At 45.6% G+C, this 18,732-nt stretch carries 33 protein-coding genes and 1 pseudogene; 1 reads left to right on the plus strand and 33 read right to left on the minus strand.

All coding sequences use genetic code 11. The features are described from left to right. Positions 1-121 precede the first annotated feature (121 nt). From DFR62_RS01315 to DFR62_RS01445, 32 genes and pseudogenes are all read right to left on the minus strand, one after another. Positions 122-319, minus strand: a complete 198-nt coding sequence (locus tag DFR62_RS01315; protein WP_121297688.1) for a hypothetical protein — start codon at positions 317-319, stop codon at positions 122-124. Between the two features lie 5 nt (positions 320-324). Next, the gene (locus DFR62_RS17300) at positions 325-501 is read right to left on the minus strand and encodes a hypothetical protein (RefSeq protein ID WP_158290813.1); all 177 of its coding nucleotides are present in this window, start codon (positions 499-501) and stop codon (positions 325-327) included. 15 nt (positions 502-516) lie between these two features. Then, the gene (locus tag DFR62_RS01320) at positions 517-1,542 is read right to left on the minus strand and encodes a phage minor head protein (protein ID WP_121297689.1); all 1,026 of its coding nucleotides are present in this window, start codon (positions 1,540-1,542) and stop codon (positions 517-519) included. Continuing rightward, positions 1,539-3,104 (minus strand): phage portal protein, encoded by a 1,566-nt coding sequence (locus tag DFR62_RS01325; protein WP_121297690.1) that lies wholly within the window; start codon positions 3,102-3,104, stop codon positions 1,539-1,541. The genes DFR62_RS01320 and DFR62_RS01325 overlap by 4 nt, the downstream gene beginning before the upstream one ends. Positions 3,105-3,116: 12 nt before the next feature. Then, complete coding sequence (locus DFR62_RS01330) at positions 3,117-4,379, minus strand: PBSX family phage terminase large subunit (protein WP_121297691.1); 1,263 nt, start codon at positions 4,377-4,379, stop codon at positions 3,117-3,119. Further along, positions 4,369-4,818 carry a terminase small subunit gene (locus tag DFR62_RS01335; protein ID WP_121297692.1) on the minus strand — a complete coding sequence of 150 codons (450 nt, stop codon included), beginning with the start codon at positions 4,816-4,818 and terminating at the stop codon, positions 4,369-4,371. Before DFR62_RS01335 ends, DFR62_RS01330 begins: the two co-directional genes overlap by 11 nt. 348 nt (positions 4,819-5,166) lie before the next feature. Then, positions 5,167-5,709, minus strand: a complete 543-nt coding sequence (locus DFR62_RS01340; RefSeq protein WP_277751601.1) for a sigma-70 family RNA polymerase sigma factor — start codon at positions 5,707-5,709, stop codon at positions 5,167-5,169. Between the two features lie 55 nt (positions 5,710-5,764). Further along, complete coding sequence (locus DFR62_RS17305) at positions 5,765-6,448, minus strand: hypothetical protein (protein ID WP_244201649.1); 684 nt, start codon at positions 6,446-6,448, stop codon at positions 5,765-5,767. Positions 6,449-6,463: 15 nt separating this feature from the next. Next, positions 6,464-6,568: pseudogene (locus DFR62_RS17545) on the minus strand (XtrA/YqaO family protein); the annotation flags it as partial. 126 nt (positions 6,569-6,694) lie between these two features. Next, positions 6,695-7,177, minus strand: a complete 483-nt coding sequence (locus tag DFR62_RS01345) for a DUF4476 domain-containing protein (protein WP_135449469.1) — start codon at positions 7,175-7,177, stop codon at positions 6,695-6,697. Positions 7,178-7,203: 26 nt separating this feature from the next. Continuing rightward, on the minus strand, positions 7,204-7,401 hold the full coding sequence (locus DFR62_RS01350) for an XtrA/YqaO family protein (protein WP_121297695.1): 198 nt from the start codon (positions 7,399-7,401) through the stop codon (positions 7,204-7,206). 28 nt (positions 7,402-7,429) lie between these two features. Continuing rightward, positions 7,430-7,849, minus strand: coding sequence for a RusA family crossover junction endodeoxyribonuclease (locus tag DFR62_RS01355; protein ID WP_121297696.1), 420 nt, complete (start codon positions 7,847-7,849; stop codon positions 7,430-7,432). Then, complete coding sequence (locus tag DFR62_RS17310; RefSeq protein WP_158290812.1) at positions 7,846-8,010, minus strand: hypothetical protein; 165 nt, start codon at positions 8,008-8,010, stop codon at positions 7,846-7,848. The genes DFR62_RS01355 and DFR62_RS17310 overlap by 4 nt, the downstream gene beginning before the upstream one ends. Positions 8,011-8,022: 12 nt before the next feature. Next, complete coding sequence (locus DFR62_RS17550) at positions 8,023-8,154, minus strand: hypothetical protein (protein ID WP_277751600.1); 132 nt, start codon at positions 8,152-8,154, stop codon at positions 8,023-8,025. 15 nt (positions 8,155-8,169) lie between these two features. Next, a complete protein-coding gene (locus DFR62_RS01360; protein ID WP_121297697.1) occupies positions 8,170-8,370 on the minus strand; it encodes a hypothetical protein in 201 nt (66 codons plus the stop codon). Beyond that, a complete protein-coding gene (locus DFR62_RS01365; RefSeq protein WP_158290811.1) occupies positions 8,360-8,962 on the minus strand; it encodes a dUTP diphosphatase in 603 nt (200 codons plus the stop codon). The genes DFR62_RS01360 and DFR62_RS01365 overlap by 11 nt, the downstream gene beginning before the upstream one ends. A gap of 13 nt (positions 8,963-8,975) precedes the next feature. After that, positions 8,976-9,170, minus strand: a complete 195-nt coding sequence (locus DFR62_RS01370) for a hypothetical protein (RefSeq protein WP_121297699.1) — start codon at positions 9,168-9,170, stop codon at positions 8,976-8,978. 194 nt (positions 9,171-9,364) lie between these two features. Beyond that, a complete protein-coding gene (locus DFR62_RS01375; protein WP_121297700.1) occupies positions 9,365-10,069 on the minus strand; it encodes an AP2 domain-containing protein in 705 nt (234 codons plus the stop codon). A 43-nt stretch (positions 10,070-10,112) separates the two neighbouring features. After that, positions 10,113-10,496, minus strand: coding sequence for a hypothetical protein (locus DFR62_RS01380; protein ID WP_121297701.1), 384 nt, complete (start codon positions 10,494-10,496; stop codon positions 10,113-10,115). Positions 10,497-10,545: 49 nt separating this feature from the next. Then, positions 10,546-10,872 carry a hypothetical protein gene (locus DFR62_RS01385; RefSeq protein WP_121297702.1) on the minus strand — a complete coding sequence of 109 codons (327 nt, stop codon included), beginning with the start codon at positions 10,870-10,872 and terminating at the stop codon, positions 10,546-10,548. After that, positions 10,869-10,991, minus strand: a complete 123-nt coding sequence (locus DFR62_RS17555; RefSeq protein WP_277751599.1) for a hypothetical protein — start codon at positions 10,989-10,991, stop codon at positions 10,869-10,871. The genes DFR62_RS01385 and DFR62_RS17555 overlap by 4 nt, the downstream gene beginning before the upstream one ends. Positions 10,992-11,287: 296 nt before the next feature. After that, the gene (locus tag DFR62_RS01395) at positions 11,288-11,470 is read right to left on the minus strand and encodes a hypothetical protein (RefSeq protein WP_121297704.1); all 183 of its coding nucleotides are present in this window, start codon (positions 11,468-11,470) and stop codon (positions 11,288-11,290) included. Between the two features lie 16 nt (positions 11,471-11,486). After that, positions 11,487-12,296 carry a DNA adenine methylase gene (locus DFR62_RS01400; RefSeq protein ID WP_121297705.1) on the minus strand — a complete coding sequence of 270 codons (810 nt, stop codon included), beginning with the start codon at positions 12,294-12,296 and terminating at the stop codon, positions 11,487-11,489. Positions 12,297-12,309: 13 nt separating this feature from the next. After that, the gene (locus DFR62_RS01405; RefSeq protein ID WP_121297706.1) at positions 12,310-12,501 is read right to left on the minus strand and encodes a hypothetical protein; all 192 of its coding nucleotides are present in this window, start codon (positions 12,499-12,501) and stop codon (positions 12,310-12,312) included. A gap of 16 nt (positions 12,502-12,517) precedes the next feature. After that, the gene (locus tag DFR62_RS01410; RefSeq protein WP_241663106.1) at positions 12,518-13,342 is read right to left on the minus strand and encodes an ATP-binding protein; all 825 of its coding nucleotides are present in this window, start codon (positions 13,340-13,342) and stop codon (positions 12,518-12,520) included. Then, positions 13,278-14,129: a DnaD domain-containing protein gene (locus DFR62_RS01415; RefSeq protein ID WP_121297707.1), complete on the minus strand. Its 852-nt coding sequence runs from the start codon at positions 14,127-14,129 to the stop codon at positions 13,278-13,280. Before DFR62_RS01415 ends, DFR62_RS01410 begins: the two co-directional genes overlap by 65 nt. Before the next feature lie 53 nt (positions 14,130-14,182). After that, complete coding sequence (locus DFR62_RS01420) at positions 14,183-15,055, minus strand: recombinase RecT (RefSeq protein WP_121297708.1); 873 nt, start codon at positions 15,053-15,055, stop codon at positions 14,183-14,185. Positions 15,056-15,068: 13 nt separating this feature from the next. Further along, a complete protein-coding gene (locus DFR62_RS01425; protein WP_121297709.1) occupies positions 15,069-16,004 on the minus strand; it encodes a YqaJ viral recombinase family nuclease in 936 nt (311 codons plus the stop codon). A gap of 98 nt (positions 16,005-16,102) precedes the next feature. Beyond that, positions 16,103-16,348, minus strand: a complete 246-nt coding sequence (locus tag DFR62_RS01430) for a YqaI family protein (RefSeq protein ID WP_158290810.1) — start codon at positions 16,346-16,348, stop codon at positions 16,103-16,105. Between the two features lie 258 nt (positions 16,349-16,606). Next, positions 16,607-17,119: a helix-turn-helix domain-containing protein gene (locus DFR62_RS01435; protein WP_241663105.1), complete on the minus strand. Its 513-nt coding sequence runs from the start codon at positions 17,117-17,119 to the stop codon at positions 16,607-16,609. A 79-nt stretch (positions 17,120-17,198) separates the two neighbouring features. Further along, entirely contained in the window at positions 17,199-17,501 is a 303-nt protein-coding gene (locus tag DFR62_RS01440; RefSeq protein ID WP_083509231.1) for a glutamine--fructose-6-phosphate aminotransferase, read from the minus strand. A 50-nt stretch (positions 17,502-17,551) separates the two neighbouring features. Next, the gene (locus DFR62_RS01445; protein WP_121297712.1) at positions 17,552-18,322 is read right to left on the minus strand and encodes a Rha family transcriptional regulator; all 771 of its coding nucleotides are present in this window, start codon (positions 18,320-18,322) and stop codon (positions 17,552-17,554) included. Positions 18,323-18,381: 59 nt separating this feature from the next. Between DFR62_RS01445 and DFR62_RS17315 the strand changes: the two genes are divergently transcribed. Further along, on the plus strand, positions 18,382-18,552 hold the full coding sequence (locus DFR62_RS17315; protein WP_158290809.1) for a hypothetical protein: 171 nt from the start codon (positions 18,382-18,384) through the stop codon (positions 18,550-18,552). Here DFR62_RS17315 and DFR62_RS17320 read toward each other — a convergent pair whose 3' ends face one another. Then, positions 18,553-18,699 (minus strand): hypothetical protein, encoded by a 147-nt coding sequence (locus DFR62_RS17320; protein WP_158290808.1) that lies wholly within the window; start codon positions 18,697-18,699, stop codon positions 18,553-18,555. Positions 18,700-18,732: the final 33 nt, after the last annotated feature.

The following is an 18,732-nucleotide window of genomic DNA, read 5'->3' on the forward strand; positions in this document are numbered from 1 at the left end:
ATTCAGCAGGGCGAGGGTTGCTATTTAAGCGATAGCTCGCAGATGATGGATCACCAAACCTTTCTCGAATTTGACTTAGGGTCAAGCACAATCCATCACCCCTTTCAAAGCTGCTGATGCATTAAGATGGCTGATAGCCTCTCATGGCTTTCTGAGCTCGGTTCATCATTTCCAAGTCAGGAGCAATTGCTTGAGCAACGACTTTCCCATCAATCTCAATTACGCGATTCTCCCGCCCCTGCCGTTTCAATTCCTTGAGAATATCCTTCAGCGTGCCGTCAATCGATTTGAGATACTTCACTTCTTCTGTCACTGGCATGGCTTTCACTCTCCTTCTACAAATTCAATGCCGTTGTCATGCAAAATGACGTTCATCTTCCTTACATCCATCTCTTGGCCGTCCGGGAACAACAACGTTTCCCAAACTCCTTTGCGATGCCGAACCGCGACACCCCAAGGAAACTCGACTGTTTCCCAAGCCATTAATGAAACAGGTTCCACGAGAAATCACTCCCCTCACGCCGCAAACTCCTTATACCATTCCTCATACGTCACAAACGGAATGACCGTGCTCGGCGGCTGCAGCTCTTTCGTCGTCTTCTTGACGGCTTGCTTATACGTCATGCTCTCGTCAGCCATATACTGCTCAATGCGGTCTGCGAGCTTCTGCTGATACTGGTCGTCCATGTAATCACGACCCCGACGATATTCCGGCAGCTTCCCGTTGATTTTGTAAATCACAACACACCGGCAATTGATGGAGAGCGATGCCGCATCGATGCCGACCCATAAGCGAGGAGCGAGCGTGTAATTCGATTTGTAATGAAAGACGCCGTTCTTGTCTGCATCCTGGCCATCGAGTTTCCGGTGGGATTTCCGCACCCGGGTATCGAGTGATGACGTCCACACCTTGGTCGCTTTGCTGTACGCTGATGCTTCTTCGAATACTTTCTCTCCAGCAATGCTCCGGGCGCGTCCTGCCTCTGTCCTGGCGACTGTACGTGCTTTGTTGCTTGAGAAGCCGAGGACTCGCTTTAATCGCTTCGCCATAACCCAATAGCTTTCGCCGGCTTGAATGCCCTGAGCGAGCTCGATATTGATTTTCCGCACCGTCTCGTTTCGATGTTGCTGCAAGATCTTTGGCAAGGTGAGCTCAGCAATCGGATTTAGCAACACTTCCTTGACCGTTGCCGGTGAGGGTAAGCTGAATCCTTGCGCGGCTGGTGGCTGCACCTGTGAAATCAAATAAGCTGAGAGCAAATACTTCTCCAGGTACTGCGTCTCCTGAAGGGCTCGCATATCCTTCACAATCTGCCGATAGTCATCCGTTAGCATCTGTGTGATCCGTGCCATTTCCTTGTCGAATCGGTTGTACTTCACCATTTCAGTCGATGTGAGCTTGCCATCCTTCTCGTATTTCTCAAACATACGGGATAGTTGGTCCAGGATGGTCTTAAGGCGCCGGTTAAAGACGCGCTCTAAATCATCCTCAGCTTCCATCAGCTTCTTATCGAGTAGATCCTCGATGTCGAATTGGTTCATCGCTTCCTCACGCCCGTTCCTTTACAGGAAGGACACTGAATCTGTTTGGCTGTTGCCGGGCTCGTTATCTTGCCGTCACCGTTACACTCCGGACAAGGAAACTCGTCATTTCCATCTGCTTGCTCTTGAGCGCTTGATGAACTGGTGCCACCGTTTAGCTCGTCGTCCTCATTCAGCGGAGGAAGCGACTCGCCAAAACGTATGGCCTCTTCTTCCAGTCGCTGCATCTCCAGTTCGACATCATTCACCCACGGATGGTTTTCGAGAATGGTTTGTTTGCTGACATTGCCAACTGAATTCTGCCCCATCTCGATTTGCTCGGCCTCATTGGTGAGCATCGACTTGTTGAACGTGAACGTCAGATCCTTATAGTCGTGGTCCTTTTTCTCAGTGATGTTGATGTATTCGACCAGGAACCACGCAAAGTGCTTGAGGCCCTTCGTAAACTTCCGTTCCATGACACTCGCTTTCATGTCCAGCAGCTGGAACAACTGCCGAAGGGCGACCCCGGACGGCGCATTGCCGAACTTATCCATGGAGACGTCTGCGCCTTGGCCGAAGTGAAAGATGTTCTTGGTGTATCGATCCAATTGGCTGTCGACCGCATTCACCGGCACTTCCGATTGCTTGGTATCAACGCCGCTGCCATCTTCACCGCTAACCTTAATGGCCTTGAAGCGCTTGAGATTGGCGTTGAAGCCTTTTAGGTCTGTGCCCTCATAGCCTCTCAGGATATAAATGAGCGACTGCATGTCTTCAAGTGTGTTCAAGGTGTCGGAAACAATAAGGTCGTATGCATCGATGTAGCCCTTATAGAACGTCAAGTCCCCGACGCGTTCTTCATTGTTCATGAACTCGATGAACGGCACCTCGCCCCAGCCGTAACCGGAACCGTTGTAGTAGAAATGGGACGCTGGATTGATGTCCTCTGAAACGTCAAAGAAGATATCGCCATCGATGATTTCGTAAAAGGTCACTTGCTCCTTATCCCACATTTCTACTTTGGTTGTAGTATCGTCCACCGCGTAGAAACGGATGATATACAGCAGTTTCTTTTGCTTCGACCGGTCATAGATCGGAATGACTTCTTCTTTCGGGATGCGGATATAGTCGAACAGTCCATCTTCATCGATATACGGATGCAGCCACTCGCGGCCTTTGTTCGATACGTTCTTGATAAGCTCGGGAATGATGTCCTCAAAGTCATCAGACAGTGTGTCTGTGACCATCTCCAGCAACTCGTTATCGTCACCCTTAGAACCAACTGTCACCGGCTTGCCAGCGAGATAGGCAACCTTCTGATCAACCAGCAATTTATGAAAGCCGGATGACACTTTATTATTCTTTGCATCCTTATCTTCAACCGGCCGGTCGTTCACATAAGTATTGATTATGCGATTCTGAATATCATTTTCGCCCATGTAATACCTATGGCCATCTTCGATAATAGCTGCAGACTCATGCGCTTCAATCATTTCTTTCACGATATCCTCCGTCATTGGCTTGTTCAGACGGATAATTTCGTTCAGTTCTTCTGTATGTGTCGTGTCGCTTGGATACATGTATTCACCTCTTTACGTTAAGAATGTTAGTGACGACTTGCGCATATCTCGCTCAAATGCATAGCGCGTGCTGTCGATCGTGTGATTGTCTTTGTCTTCTAAGCGTGGCTTTGGATTGCCGTCGCGGTCCGTCTGGTAATCGATGTTCTCGAATTCCCTGGCGATGTTCGGCGTTCGTAATGGATCAATGCAAATGAAATCAAGGTCATCCAGCCATTTCTCGCCATACTCTACGCTGTCCGGCCCCTTCTTCACTTGCTTCAATCGCTGTATGCCGTGCTCTAAGCGCATTTCGTCATTACTCTTCGGCTCAACCTCTGCGAAAATCTCCTCATGCGCATATCCACGCTTGGTAATCCATTCAGCCAGCTTGCGGTTGCTGATTTTTACGCCGTAATGCTCGTCGATTGCGTAGATGCCATTGCGCTTCTTGTCGTAATGCCAACGAACAAATGCCAGTGGATCTGATGCATAGCCGTAATCGAGTCCGTTGCGAATGTTGTCGAAGCTTTTGGCCATATCGTCTGTGATGCAGCCAGCTTCGATTTGCAAGTTATCGAATGGCACCACGCCCGAGCCGACCGCCTTGCCTTCATACTCCCACTCATATCGTTTAGGATTGCGCTCTTTGGCTGCCAATGCCTCTTCGATGAATTGCTTGGAGATGAACGGATTGTCGTGATACGTGGAATGATGCACAAAAGTATTCGCCGGCTGGAAGGATGATTCGTATTTCTTATTCACCCATGACTGTCTGCGCTTCGGTGGGTTGTAGCTGAAGAAGAACTTATAAAAAAGGCCATCAGCCAATTCTCCACGTAGTAAGGAGTTGGTGATGGTCGTGACTTCTTCTTCAGTTTTAAACTCTGCCAGTTCTTCCACCCAAGCTAGCGCGAAGGGGAAGTTTGCCGACTTCAAGGACTTGATGCGTTCCGGTTCCTGGGCACCCTTAAAGACCATGTAATTGCCTCTCGGCAGATACGTAATCCGCATCGGAGACTTGTTGACTTTGAACAGATGGGAAACGCCTTGCTCAGATATCGCCCACTTGATCTGTTCGAAGATGGAAAGCTCAAGCGTGTTGTCGACTTTCCGGATACCGATACCGTTCAACGGGAGACGCATCAGCAGCTGCACAAAAATGTGCGCAATGTCTGAAGACTTCCCAGAACCACGCCCGCCCTTGCAGACGATGTTTAAAATGTCGCTGGACATCGTAGCCTTCCAAACCGGATGAAACGCTGTAGGGATGAATTCGGATAGCTTACGAACCATCGTCTCCACCACCGATATCGTCCACGAAGGTTACATTCAATTCACCTTCATGCTTCACGGTTTCCTTGAACATGCCGAGATGCTTCCCGATCAGTTCTGTTGCTTTGTTCGCGCCGCTGCTGTCGAATTGGTATTCACCTGTTGGAACCAGTCGCTGTTCCACATAATCAAATTCCATCACAGGTTCTTGCTGCATTGCTCGGTCTGATATATCCATCAAGCGTTTCAGCACCCAATAAGCATCAAGCTCCAATCGATCAGCTCGTGTTTTCTTTAGTTCCTCTATACGCGCGCGGATGTTTCCTTTTGCTAGCAACTTTGCTGCTGTAGTCCTCGCTGTTTTTTCACTGTACCCTGCACGAATCGCCGCCTGAGTGCCGTTTAGGTCCACCAGGTACTCATCGATGAACATCTGTTGCTTCGCTGTAAACCTCACCATATATCACCAACTTTCGCGCTAATTGCTATTTTTATTCTCGTCATTACTAAATTTACATATGCTATAATCTTTTTAAGCACCCTTCTCTAGCGTCCGACGCTGTGAACACCCGGCATTGGATTCAGGTTTTCCTGGATAGATGGGGGGTGTTAGTTGTGAAGGTAACAATCACCATCGAGGTGTCACCAGCCATCATAAGATTGTTGGCGGCCTTTACAACGGGCTTCCTCCTGTAAAGGGGGGAGTTTTTTTGTTGCTCATAATTAGTAGTGGGGCTGTGGAGGGATGTGCCAGTTGCCCGTGCATCCCCTCTTTTATTCTCCCCTTCATTACAGATGAATTCGGAAGTCAATCGGAAGGCAAGGAAATCTTTTCATTGATTTTCTTTTGGGCTCTTTTGATGTAACCCTGAACCGTTCCTTTGCTTACCCCGATTTCCTCAGCTATCTTTGCCCAGCTAATGCCACCAGCGTAATGCAAGATATAACACTGCCGTTCACGCAGCGATAACGATGCAAAAATATCAGCCAATATAATCTTCTCTTCGGCCGTCATATACAATTGTTTCGGTCCTTCTTCTAGCTGCTCGGTGATGTCCGGGATGAAATCCATATTCGAGAAGGATTGGTGCTGGTAGATGCTCTTCTTGTCAATGCCTTTGAATGTCCCAGGCTGTCTGCCGGTCTCGAGCCACTCCATCGAGAAGTTCATGCTTTCAATCATGCTGTTGATCTGTGTGAGGTCCTGTTTGCTATGAAAGTCGTTACGATCCAATCGGTCCCGACGTCGCTCCAGGTCTTTTTTGTGAATGCTGTATTCGTGTAATAGTTCGTCTGCCCATACTTTCATCGAAGAACCTCCCCTGATTTTGGAAATAAAAAAAGAGGACACAAAACAGCGGTTATGCTGTCATGTGTCCTCCAGTTGGCTGGTGGGACTATTAGTGTCAGATTTTGACTAGTTGATAATAGGCGTTAGCTCCATGAGAACCTAAATGCTTATATTCAAGCTTCATTTTAAAAATGTCGTTATACTTCTTTCCGCTTATATCTTGATAACTTATTTCCAATCTACAATTAAAATCCTCTTCTAAATCAAGATCTTGACCTTCTTCTAATCGATTAAAAAGAAGTTCCGAATAGATACCATAAATATATCTAATTGAAGCACTTGGTTCTAAGAATTCTTCGGGTTCTTCGTTAGTCTTATAAGGTAATATAAAATCAAAATCATGCGTGTAAGAAAGTCTTACCATCGCTTCTTCATTACTTCGAATTTTCTTTATACTATAAAACATACGGTCTCCACCGCTGATTTTTTCAAATATATATTCATCCTTGTCATCAAATTCTTTGAGCTTATCAAAGTTTTTTTCATCAATTACCCATTTAGCCTTTATATTTTTAGCTGTACCTAGACCTATATTGAATATTGCAGATTCTAAAGAATCATCGTTTTTACTTTCTACATACGGCAACTTATCTTTTTCATCAAACTTGATAATTATATCTTTCGGCTTAAAGTGTATATCAGGTCTATTTGAAATAATTCTTTGTCTTGAAACATTCCAAAGCGTTCCAAGTGCAACCAATGAAGTTAACAAAGGTGCAATTATAATAATATTATTCAAAACTCTTTCCCCCTCATCAAAATTCACACGCCTAACCTGACCATCGTGCGTTTTGATGCGTCTCTCTGCATGAGGTGGTAGCGCACCGAGTTTAGCCTTGCCATTAGAGATCAAAAGCACATGGCTTCCCGGTTATTCCATTATATCCAACCCAAGAATCCTTGCCTCCAGATTTTGTCACATTATATAAAAAGGACACAAAACAGCGGTTATTCTGCAATATATCTCCCGGTTGGCTAGTGGGGCTTATTTATAAATAGAGTTTATAGAAGACATTAAATCTGTGTATTTGTCTTCTAATTCTTTTTCTACCATTTTTATTAAACTTACCTTATCTTGATCAAAACCTTTCAATTCAATAATTCTTTTAAGGTTTTTACAAGTAAAAACGTAAGAGTTTATCTTGTCTTCTAAATACTCTAAATCTTCGTCATCTATTTTAACATCCAGCTTAATAAGCTCTTGACAATTATCACTTATTCTAGTTTTCGCTAAATTATAGAGTTCTTCGTCTTTTTCTGGCCAAGGACTTGAAAGTTCCTCTAGTTTATAAAGAGACTTGCCGTAATATTCATACCAAGTCAAGTCCTTCATTAAACTAAACTCTTTAGCAGATATTAAGTTAGCTGCTTTTTTAATTTCATTAATCGACTTACTTTTATCAATATTTTTTTTATCTTTCTTTTCTAACTTCGATTTTGCTAAATAACCTAAAACTGCACCTGCCACGCTTCCCGCCACTGTAATTAAAATACTCAGAACTCTTCCCCCTCATCAAAATTCACACGTTTCACCTGCCCGTCGTGTGTCTTGATGGTCGTTTGAGCAAATGGTGGAAGCTCACCGATTTTCACCTTTCCTTCAGAAATCAGGAGAACACAACTTTTAGGTAATTCCATTATATCCAATTCTAACATTCCTGTCTTCGAAATTTTAACATCTTGCAAGCGCATTGGACCCCTCCATCCTCTAACTCTTCGCTTAGTAATTAATCAGCACAACGACCCTCGGCGTCATGCTGTATAGTTTCTTCACCGTCATGCTGACCACTTGGCTATCATCCTGCCAAATAATCTTGGACAGTCCATCCTTCACACCCTTCGCTAGATTATCGACATCGGGCTTTGTAATCGGCAGTAATAACCCTGCGGCAATAAGCTCCTGTTTCGGGCGCGTCTGATACTTCTTCGGTGTCGGCTGATAGAATGTCAGCTCCAAGTGTATCGGGCCTCGAATAAGCTCCTGTGGCTTGTGCTGGGATGCGATGAGCTTTACGTATTGTTTGAAGTCCCGGGATTTCACCGGATCGTAGAGAACCGTTTTGCCCGTGAAGCTTTTTCCGGCTCGGGGACGACCCTGGGCGACTGGTTGTCCGACTATTTCGAATGCGATTTGGTTCATTGTTTCGCTCCGAATGTTGTGTTCTGATAATTCTTTACCAATTCGAATGCTTGCTGTTGAGTGAATCCTTGCGCTTGCAGTTCTAAGTAGTAAGTCCATAGCAGTGGAGAAAAGTCTCTTAAAACTGCTTGCATTTGTTCAAACTGATGTACAATATCCATTCCTACTCCCCCTTAATTAATCTGCAGCAGTCGATCATACTCTTGAACGAGCCTCCGTTCTTCCATATCCTCAAAGTAGCTTTCAGGCTTTCCAGTCATCACAGACAGCGTGGTAATCATGCCTTGGCGATCTTCTTCGTTCATCGTTATGCTCCTTTCCTAAATCCGGTCCATTTGCCGCAGCCGATGCGTACGCTGCTTAACCGTGAGATTGTGCCGGTTGTTTTCTTTCTCCGTGGCCGCGACGTCCTTCCGGTAGCAGACCCCATCAATCAAGATGAGGGTCGGGCTTCCGTTTTTGACTTTCAGGACTTCGCCGTTGAATGAGAGCTTGTCGCCTGGCTTGTACTCAGTAGCCATGCGCTTGTCTTTCCCAATTGATCTGATTCTTTTGCTCGTAAGCTTCCACGATTTGTTCTTCCGTGAAGCCAAGCACATTTCCAAGCTCCAGGAACGATTCCAGCAGCAGTGCATAATAGACGGTCAGTGCTGAATGATGCTTCCTTTGCATGCGGTAAGTCTTGCTCAAGAGCGCCAGTTGTTCATTGACGATCAGGAATGCATCCGTCACATCGGGTTCCCCGTCAGTAAGCTGCCCTTGGAAGTAGTTGCCGAGCAAGTGATACTCGGTGAAATTCATTTCGTTCCCGATCGATAAAACGAAGTGAAGGATATCGACGAATTCTTCTAGTAATGGATTTTTAATTTCATAGCTACCGAACACTTCGCCATTTTCTTCATGGCCAATAATAGATTCTCGAACTTCTGTGCGCGGCTCCTGATCCGTACTCCAGAACTTCCACGACCGCTGCTCGTTTGCACATTCGCCTAACTCAACGCCTAATGCCAGCATCTTTTTCTTCAACCGATCTTCACCCGGCTGTGCCGGATGCTTTTCTGTAATTTCTGCATCCAGTTGCCGTTGCTTCTCAAATAGATTGCTGATTCCCACGTGAACACTCCCCTTAATCATCAGATTCCTCGCTGATCATGACTTCCAAGTCCAAATCCGGATTCTCGACTTCCAGTTCGTCTGCGATGCGCTCCTCGGCTTCGCTTACTGGCATGAGCTGCCCGTTGTATTTGATGTTTGGCTCCTGGCACCCAGCGAGTGCTAGGGCCGATACAGCTGCAATGAGGATGATGGATTTCTTTTTCATTCAACCTCACCTCGTTTTTCTTCCTGACGTAGTTGCTGGATCTCCATCCCTGCCAACATCCCTGTGACCAACGCGACCATCATGCCGCCGATTAAAATTCCCAACATACGATTTCCTCCTTCATCCTTTTGTTTTAAGTAACCTGCTGAGCATCATGATGCAACCGAGCGCGATGCCGAGAAATATGATTGTGGTCATTCTGCGTCCTCATTTTTGCGACTTTTTCGTAGTCGTTTCCATTCAGGATTAAATGTTTCAAGAGTCTTATGCTCTTCGTAATAATCCTCTGCTTGCTTTCTTACATAGGCTGCTTCAGCAAAACTGTCATAAGCCCCTAAGTTATAGCGTTTTAATTCTCTAGTGATATACGCCTTGTATCGGCCACCTGAATTCTTAAAAACACCCTTCGCGCCCGAAGTATTGTTTTTGTGCACCCCTCTGTTTTGTGACTGAACCATTGCAGTAGTCCATCGGCAGTTAGAAGGAGAGTAATCGCCATCAGAATCGATGCGGTCGAGAGATAATCCCTTTTTATAGCCATTTTCAATTGACCATTCCGCAAATGCTTGAAAATCGTCTTTCCATTCATCGCAAACTTCAACGCCTTTTGTTTGATAGTATTGCTTACTGGCGTTTGTTTTCTGATAGCATCTCCTTTTCATATCGAACCATTTCATGTACAGTTCGTTTTGAGTTACAGTTGATCCGTTTTGTGATTTCTTTTTACAACCACAACTCTTTGTGGCTCTCCTATTTTTTTGATCAAAAAGATTCGCTTCATAGATTTTGAATTCTTTTCCGCATACGCACCTGCAAATCCATGAGTTTCCGAAGTGGTGGGCGTTTTTCAAAGCTACCACTTCAAGAAAACCAAATTTCATTCCAACAGAGACTTCCATCTCCTCACACCTTTCTATTTGTTGCGCTTTTGTATCGGACGGCTCATTGACCTTTGATTGCCGTGTCGATGATTACGTCCTTTTCGTAGCTCCAGTATTCTGTTGCGCTGTCACCTTTAAAGGCTTCATCGAGGACTTCCTGAATCCTTTGATAGTGCTCATCTTTTAGGCACTCCATCGCTCGGTCGTCCCAGTCTTCGTACATTTCATCGTATTCCTGTTCGATGTAGGCAACGACCATGCGCTCCGCACTAGGCTTCCACCGTTTACGCTGAATAGTGCACCAATTATCATTCGCTTGGTCTAAGTCTCCGTCTCTTTCTAAGTCGCGGCGAAGTTCACCAGCAGTAATCGTGTAGCCTGACTCTTCAACACTTAATTCCGTTTCGTTTGGAAGTTCTGACAGTAAAACTGAATTTTTTCTCATGGGCTTTCCTCCTAGTTTTGTTTTAGTGTTTCCGTCAACGGCGCCACAACTAAAGCCGCCCGCCAACTTGCGATAATTTCCCACTAAGCCCGAATAGCAGTTTTTCGTCCTCTGCGTGAAGCTCCAGCGCATTTGTTAGCCGCTGGACTTCCTCTCTTAGATGACTGATGATTTCGTCCGATTCTTTCTGCTGCGCGAGCTTCTCGTCACGCCATTGATCCCCACGCTGGATGTTCGCTTGATTCTCTTTTTTTAAGGCAGCATTTTCTTCTTCCAGCCATTCGATTTTCTTCAACAGCCTTTGTTTGATCTGCTCATATTCGCATTCTGGCGTCCGAAGTACGTTCGGGAATGGTGCGCCTACAACGTCAATCATTCGACTTCCTCCAATCGCTCACCTAGTTTTTTATCCGGCACCAATATAATGCTCAAGATGCCCACAATGGCCGTAGTAACAAGCGACGCTCCCCATAGGAACTGAATGACCTCAATCATTCCAAGTCCTTGTAGGTATCGCATCTTCGTAAGCAAGGCGGTCTCTGATTTCCAGCGCCTCTTTCAACGTGCATTTCACAATTGATTTGATGGACGTAAGTCCGAACCGGCGATCAGTGCGAGACGGCTGCCATTTCGGCAGCGCCTCAATCACCGTCTGATATTTTTCATCTTCCGTCATAGTAATTTCCAACCCTTCTTGCGTAATATTTTGACAGCAGAAGGCCGCAAAGGTTCGTAGATGGTTACGATATGTCCGTGGTCGTAGCGCCATAGAAACGTCCACTTGGCTTTGCTCATGGGAACCACGGGCTCGATTTGACTTCGAGATTACGTTGCATCTGTGCTTTCACAACCATCGAGCGAATATCGTAATAGTCCATCTCTTCCAATGCTTGGCCGCCTGGCCCCTTATGGATCCCGTAGCCCCTCAACTCGGTGATCCAGTTCTTCATGTGAATGTGCGCGTTGTGTTTCATCCCCTTCGCCTCCCCTTTAATTAAAAAGCGATTCCTGGAAGTAACCTGTACTTGCAGCTACTCCGTTTACCCAAAGAACTTCCTGCCGGCGAGCACCAGCTTCTGCTGCTACATCGAGCGTCTGTCGCTGCCAATACTTTAATCTTTCATCGTATATCGGATGGGCATATCCGGATAAGAGCACCGGTCCTGGATGGGCATCCAATACCTCCAATAATTCCATATGGTCATCAAGCGCCATTTCGTGTTTGTAATGGCGCTTCGTTCTCGTCTCAATGATGTATGGTGGATCTGCATAAATGAGCACGTTGCTGCGGTTATATCGTTCAATCAACTTCACAGCTGGTTGATGTTCAATTTGAGCTTCTTTCAGCCTGTCCGTTACCTGCAGTATCTTTTCAGGAAGCTTGCTCCATTCTTTAGCCACATCTGGTCCATTAGAAGAAATTAAGCTTCGCCATCCAGTCCGATCGCTAGTCTTTGCTCCAATTGCCTGCCAGCACCGAACCAAAAATCTGCGAGCATCTTCGATTTCATTCCCCGTTTCAAATTCGTAGGAAGCGTAGTACTCTTCCCTGGAGAATGGTGTCCATTCAATTTTTCTGGCCAGTTCTTCTGGATGATCGCGAATGACTTTAAACAAATTCACTATGCTGCTGTCCATGTCATTAATGGTTTCGATTCCTGACTTCTCTTTTTTGAAGAAGACTGCGCCGGATCCAAAGAATGGCTCTAAATAGGTTTTATGCTCCGGCATGTGGTGAATAATCCAATCGGCCATACTCCACTTGCTGCCGGGATAATGCAAAATTCTCGGTACCGACATTCCCCTTCCTCCTTTATGCTGCGACTTCCATCTCCATGTGCTTCTCCAAAATCGAGATAGCCGTTTGCGTGTTCGGATGCAATTGCTTCAAGAGATTCATAAACTCCTGCTCAAGACTTTCATCGTTCTGGCCCCGGGCTTTCCATGCCCCGAGCACCAAAATCAGTTGATTGAGTAAATACTGGCGGTGTTTTGTGTATTCCATCCCTTCGTCCTCCTCGTTAATTTAGTAAGTGGTCAAATTTAGACATGCGGCCCTTCGCCAATTCTCGGCGGTAACTTGTCGCTTTGTTTTCAACTGGTTGAGAGATTTCAAGCATTCGATCGTATGCACGCTTCCCGATTTTTCCGGACAACTCTTTTGGCTCCAAATTTGAAGTGGCCATAATCGGTTTGTTGCGTCGGTAGCGATTGTCGATGATCAGGAAGATGATTTCTTCCACCCATTCGCTCGTTTTCTCAGCACCGATGTCATCAATAATGAGCAAGTCGCAGATGTTGAGCGCTTTGAGAATTTGTTCTTCACTTTCGGTCTTACCTTGTCCGAATGTCGACTTTATTTTTTTGAGTAGATCCGGCATTGATATATAGACAACGACTTTGCCTTTTGCGTGGAGTTTGTTATGAACGGCTGCGGCCAAGTGTGATTTTCCGTTTCCCGACACGCCCCATAGCAGAATGGACTCAAGTCCGAACTCGTCAAAGTTGTCAGCGTAGTATCTGGATATCTTCTCTGCGTTTTCGGCGCCGGTTCGCATTTTGAAATTTTCGAAGCTGGATGTCTGAAAGCGTTCACCCAGGTCGCTGATGGAGAATAGCTCTCGAACTTCCCTTTCGCGTTGAACGTTCTGATATTTTACGATTTCTTCTTTACGAATATCAGCTTCGCATTTACACACTGGCTGTACCCAGCGCGTTCTGCCTAGAACTTCGACTTCCATCGGCGGGACCAGATCGCCACAGTGTTCACACACAACGCCCTCAGAGTGAGATTCCGTCCCATTCTTCGTCGTCAGGTCCTCCATGATTTTTTCGATTGGTTCCATTCGCGTTCCCTCGCTTCCGTCGTTCGGTTTCCTTATCGGCAGCTAAGACCGCTGACAAGGTAGTGATGCGTTGATCGCTCCATGCTCTTAATATCGTGTCCGCATAATTCATCTTGTTCCGCGCATTCGCTTCCACCGAACGTTTCAATGCCTCATGAACCAACTCCTCAGATGATTCATCAATCATGATGGAAATTCGTTCGGCAATATGGGGAACTAAGTGGCTGATGTTTTGTTCATAGAAACGGAATGCTTTACCAGCATCCGCAACAACCGGTTTTGGATCTGGCCCTTGATGATGTTGTTCTTTTTCTTTATCTTTATCCTTATCTTTCTCTTTATCTCTTATCTCTTGTTTGCATAGACTATCTGTACTGTATGGATACTGTATCGATACAGTATCTGCTTTTATTGTATTTGCTATGTCGAGATAATTTGAAGCGAAAGGAACGTGTTTGACTGAGCGTAATTCCTCTTCCACTCGAGCAACTACTTTCGGACTGTTATTCCAATTATGTCGAGCCCAGTTAAGAAGCATAATTTCTTTTGTATCATCGTTATAATCAATCTTTCCGTAATCAACGAACCGCTGTAGTAGTTTTTCTACCGTCTCACGGTTGTAGCCGGTTTCTGTTTCGATGATTCGTTTTGGCAGCTCGTAAATACCGATTTGCGATGCCTTGCTGTTGGTCATCAAATATATATAGAAATACTTTTCTTCTGGGGTTAGATCCAAAACAAACCCATCTTGCCAATAACCAACTTGCACTTGCCGATATTTGCTCATCCTTCTTCCTCCTCTAAAAATGAAAGGAGAGTCCCTCAACTCTCCCTATTTACTTAAACCAAAGTTTGTTCGTGTGCACTTGGCTTTTTAGGCTTCTCTTCTTTCTTCTGTTCCGTCACTTCCGGCTCAGTGGTTTCTGGATCATCCATGACCGTGTTGTCCGTCACATCAATCACATCGCTCATATCTTGGCTTAGCTCAGTCTTAATTGTTGAATCAGCTTCGACCGTCTTCTGCAGCTCGATGGACTTCGGTGCGTATTTCAGAACTTCTTTCAAGACCGTTTTCTTGGCCATAGCGTCGTAGTTGGTTTTCCATGGGCTGGTCCATCCTTTTTGAACAGCCTGCGAGAATTTCTTGGCGTGATGATCAATGCGTTCTCTCGTCCAGTACACGAAGTCATATCCGCCATTTTGCAGATGATAGACCGCGTAATAGCCGATTGGTTCGCCGGTAGGAATGGCTGCCGGTTTGTGGACCAAGTCTTTGATTAAGCCGTAGCTGAATTCGAACTCATCGTCTTCATAAACCTCATGGGCGTAAATCGCTTTGTATTGACCGCTGCGCACCGCTAAGTCGATGAGACCCTTGTAACCCAGCTGGAACTGCACTTGCTTGCCATAAGGAATCAGGTAAGCCTGGCCAAGTCCTGTGTTTGGCTCCACGCCGAGCTGTGCCGATTGCATGATAGCTGCTAAGAAAGATGTTTGGTCACATTCCAGAAGCTTTGGTGTAGTGCGAACGGCTGTTAAAGCGATACGAGCGATGCGATCCGCATCCATATGCTTTGGGAGAGCCCGCTGAATCTCGGGGCCCATCCGTTTGAGTAGAGCATTCAGCGTTTGCTCTGGCTTCACTTCTTTGTTCGCCACGCTGTTTTTGTTCAGATTTGCTAATTGGTTTTTGACTGCTTCGTTTGTTGCCATGAATGATTTCCTCCTATTTCACGGTGAACCGACGTGCGGTTGTCGTGTTTGTGTATTTTTTAAATAGATCCGGCTGTTCAGCTTTCAAGCGCTTGGAATCGATTCTGTTGGTTTCATAACTCTTCCAAGTGACAATTCGATTCAGTGTATGGCCTTTTTCTTTTTCGCCCAGGATGGCTTTAATTCGGTTTTCATATTCTTTCTTCTTGGTAGTGAAGTCTTTGATATCTTCTGTCAGTTGATCCATAGCCTCTAGCATCTGCTCGACATCATTCCCCAGTTTGATTTCAGTGGAAGGCTGTTCTTCGGGATACATCGCTTTCAACAAGTCTGTCGAGGCGTCTGATCCGTCGAATGCTGGTGGAATTTCAGCAAGAACGTGATTGTTCCAGAAATCCTCTTCAATATCGATAAGGTACTGGATCAACTCTTCATCCCGTTCGATTTTCTTATGGATGAACTTGTTTCCTCCGACTAATACCGCGATATGCCATGCTTTGTATCCCGTGACAGCCATATAATGCTGGCATTGAAGCAAGTATGCTGCTGGGACTTCTTCGTCTTCCCATTGGCCTCTCAGGTACTCAGAAGCTGTTTTGCATTCAAGCCCTTCTTCTTTCCCAACAATCAGCCTGTCAACGTTCGCCAGCATGAAAGGATGCTTGGGATGCTGCAGAATGGCGTTGCGCTTTCGGACTCGAATGCCTGTACGAATTGAGAACTCTTGGGCGACAATGTCTTCCATGACATTCCCCCAGTACGCGGCTTCGCCGGCCGTGTCTTCTTCCGGTGATTGACCGGTCTTATCAAGGTAGACTCCAACAGGAGACTTCCATTTATTCAATCCGGCAATGGCTGACACGTCACTGCCACCAATGCCCTTCTTACGTTGCTCGAGCCAATCTTCGCGGCTTAGATCCCGCGTATCAGCAAGTAATAATGCTCGCATTGATATCCCTCCATTTTCTGTGCTAAAATATCGATATAAGTTGTTTTTTCAGCCCACGCCAATGGGTCTGTGTAGCCGGTTGCTTTTTAAGCAGCTGGCTATTTTAGTGCCTTGAAGAATTCAGCGCCGACGACTTCGATTAAGTAGTCTTCCATGTTGTCTTGAAGCACTACGCGACCTGCCTTGTCTTCAAACCACGTGTCGCCTGTCTGGATCTCCGAACCGAAGTGATCTTCAATCGGATAATCGTTCTCGACCTCGATAGAGATTTCCGATTTCTCGAAGCGTGCGTCTGTAACTGGGTATCCTGTCAGCATGCAGCGTTCTACGTCTGGATGATTCATTCTCTTCACCTCCCTCTGATGGTGGAATCCCATCAATCAGACCAGGAACGGAAACGGGGGAACATTCCTGGGCTGATTGACGAGAGCCAAAGCTCTCGCTATAATCGAAGTAACCTTACTTTTATTTCGGCGGCTGAGCTCTAACTCAGTCGTCGTTTTTTTGTGCATTTATAGAACCGAACTGCGTACCAACTAAGAAACAAAGGAATCCCAAAAGGCCAGTAGCGATGAGCGTGTGTAGTGCTTCGCCGGCTTGAATCATTGCAGATAACCTTTCGATCGCAGTTGAAGATGATGCTTGTGCCAGGTTTCGTTGTAACTGATGGAAGCTTCCTCACAGACCACGACGACCAAATGCTCTAATGATGTGATGGCCTCTACTGCCTCTTCCAATACCTTTTCGACTTCCGGCGAGTGCCAGGCGGATAGGCTCGTGAATGGCTGAGCAAAGCTGAATGCTTTAATCGCCTCATAGGCCTCTTTGATTTCTTCCAGCGTCTTCTCCTTCACCGCCGAGCGATGCAGATCCACGTTTGGGCCATCCAGCCACATCGGGCCGGTTTTTGTGTACTGGCTTCGTATAGCAAGAGCGAACCGTGGGTTGTCGTGCTTCGCCATCAGGTTTTGTGCGATGTCTTGCGGAATGTTACGAGCACCGCCTTCATATTTCGTGACAGCCTCTCGTGATACGTTCAACTCCATCGCCATTTGCTGCTGTGTTTCATCGCCGCGCATTTCGCGCATGGCTTGCGTTAGTCGGTTCTTTGTCATTGTCATCATCCTCCTGTGTCCCATTTGCATTGAATTTTCTATTCAGGCGTACCAATATAACTTGTTGAAACGCTTATACTTAAATTACAGACAAGGAACGCTTCCTCTTCTGGAGCGCCGGTGTATTATCCTCAATCCACTTGAAAAGCTTGTCTGTGTAGATTTTTGTTCCGAACTCTCGGCAGACTGGAAAGTCTGAACGGCCCATCAGCTCATACATCTTCGAATGGCTGACTCTCAGCAACGCCTTCGCTTCCTCCACTGTTAGAAAGTGCGGTAGCTCCTCCCTCGGAGCTAAGTCTTTCAAGGCCGCCTGTACTTCCGAACGAATTTCCTCTTGCAAGACTTGCCGTAAATCCTCGACGGTTAATGTCACGAGCATGGTTTCCACGTTTATCACTCCTCACGGGCGCTCCCTCGCGCCTTTTTTCTTTATAAACTCAATGCCTCCAATTCTTCTTCCAATCCATGGCGTGCGATGTTTAACTGATATTTCACAGCCAGTTCCTTCACGACTGTGATGTAAACTGCGATTAGTTTCTTGTCTTCAGCAATAATGTCGAGAGCCGTTGTTTTGTTGATCGCCGACTTCGATGATCCACGTAGTGCCATCTTTGCTTTACGGTTGTTCAAGCGAATGCTAATGGAGCAACCAGCGCGATCTTCGAGCAGTTGATAGCTTTCGTTTTTAATGTCCGAGTAATACTGTCCGCCGCCGAGCTTTAAGGCGATGCCGTTCAGAATGGCATTTACTTTGTTGCGCCAGTCGGTATTGGTAAGCGCTAGAATTTCACGAGTATTTCTTTGTTCTTGTTCAACCAGTGACAAGCGGCGCTCTTGCTCTACGTTATTCTGCGCCATCATGGCAATCAGTTCGGCTTGTGATTTTGGCTGCTGCATCATTCGTCTTTCCATTTGATTGAATGCATTGATGTACTCTAATTTGAAATGCAATGCTTTCGATCCAGTGAAGCCCATTGCGAGTAAAGTGAAGCCGTCTCGATTCATTAAGTAGATACGACGGTCGCGGCTGTAACTGTCTGGTTCTGTTGTTTCGAAAAACATGGCGTTAAAATTAACGACATCTTTTTTTAGAGTTTCAATAGCTTTAATTACGTTGTGATGTTCCTTGCTGAATGTCTCCGCGATGTTCGATGAACTAGTTACCGCTTGCTGATTGTGCATAATTAACAGATTCTTCATTAGAACTCCTCTTTTCTTTGTTATAATTTTCCTATCTGATATAGATGGGAGGTGAAAACATGTCGAACTATGAAGAAATAACGAAAGATATCCTTATAAAGGCTATGGAACATGGTTATGTCGCTAAGTATTCGTCAACTTACACTAAAGACGCGGATACAAAAAACATTGAATCCATACAAAACGCTTTTAAAGAAATTTATAAGGCAGTAGCGAATCCAATTGATTGATTACATGTGATTTCTGATTTCAAGAGATACTTTTACAAGTTCAGTAAGAGCCACTAACTCTTCTGGACTTGTATCTCTTTTTGAAAAGTCTTCAATTTTAACTTCAATTAGTTCAACTAATTGACTATAGACAGTCTTTTTTGTCATCGTTCTCACCTCTTTCAAAAACCTGCTAATTTA

This window comes from Planococcus citreus (genome assembly GCF_003664125.1).
In the GTDB taxonomy this organism is placed as follows: domain Bacteria; phylum Bacillota; class Bacilli; order Bacillales_A; family Planococcaceae; genus Planococcus; species Planococcus citreus.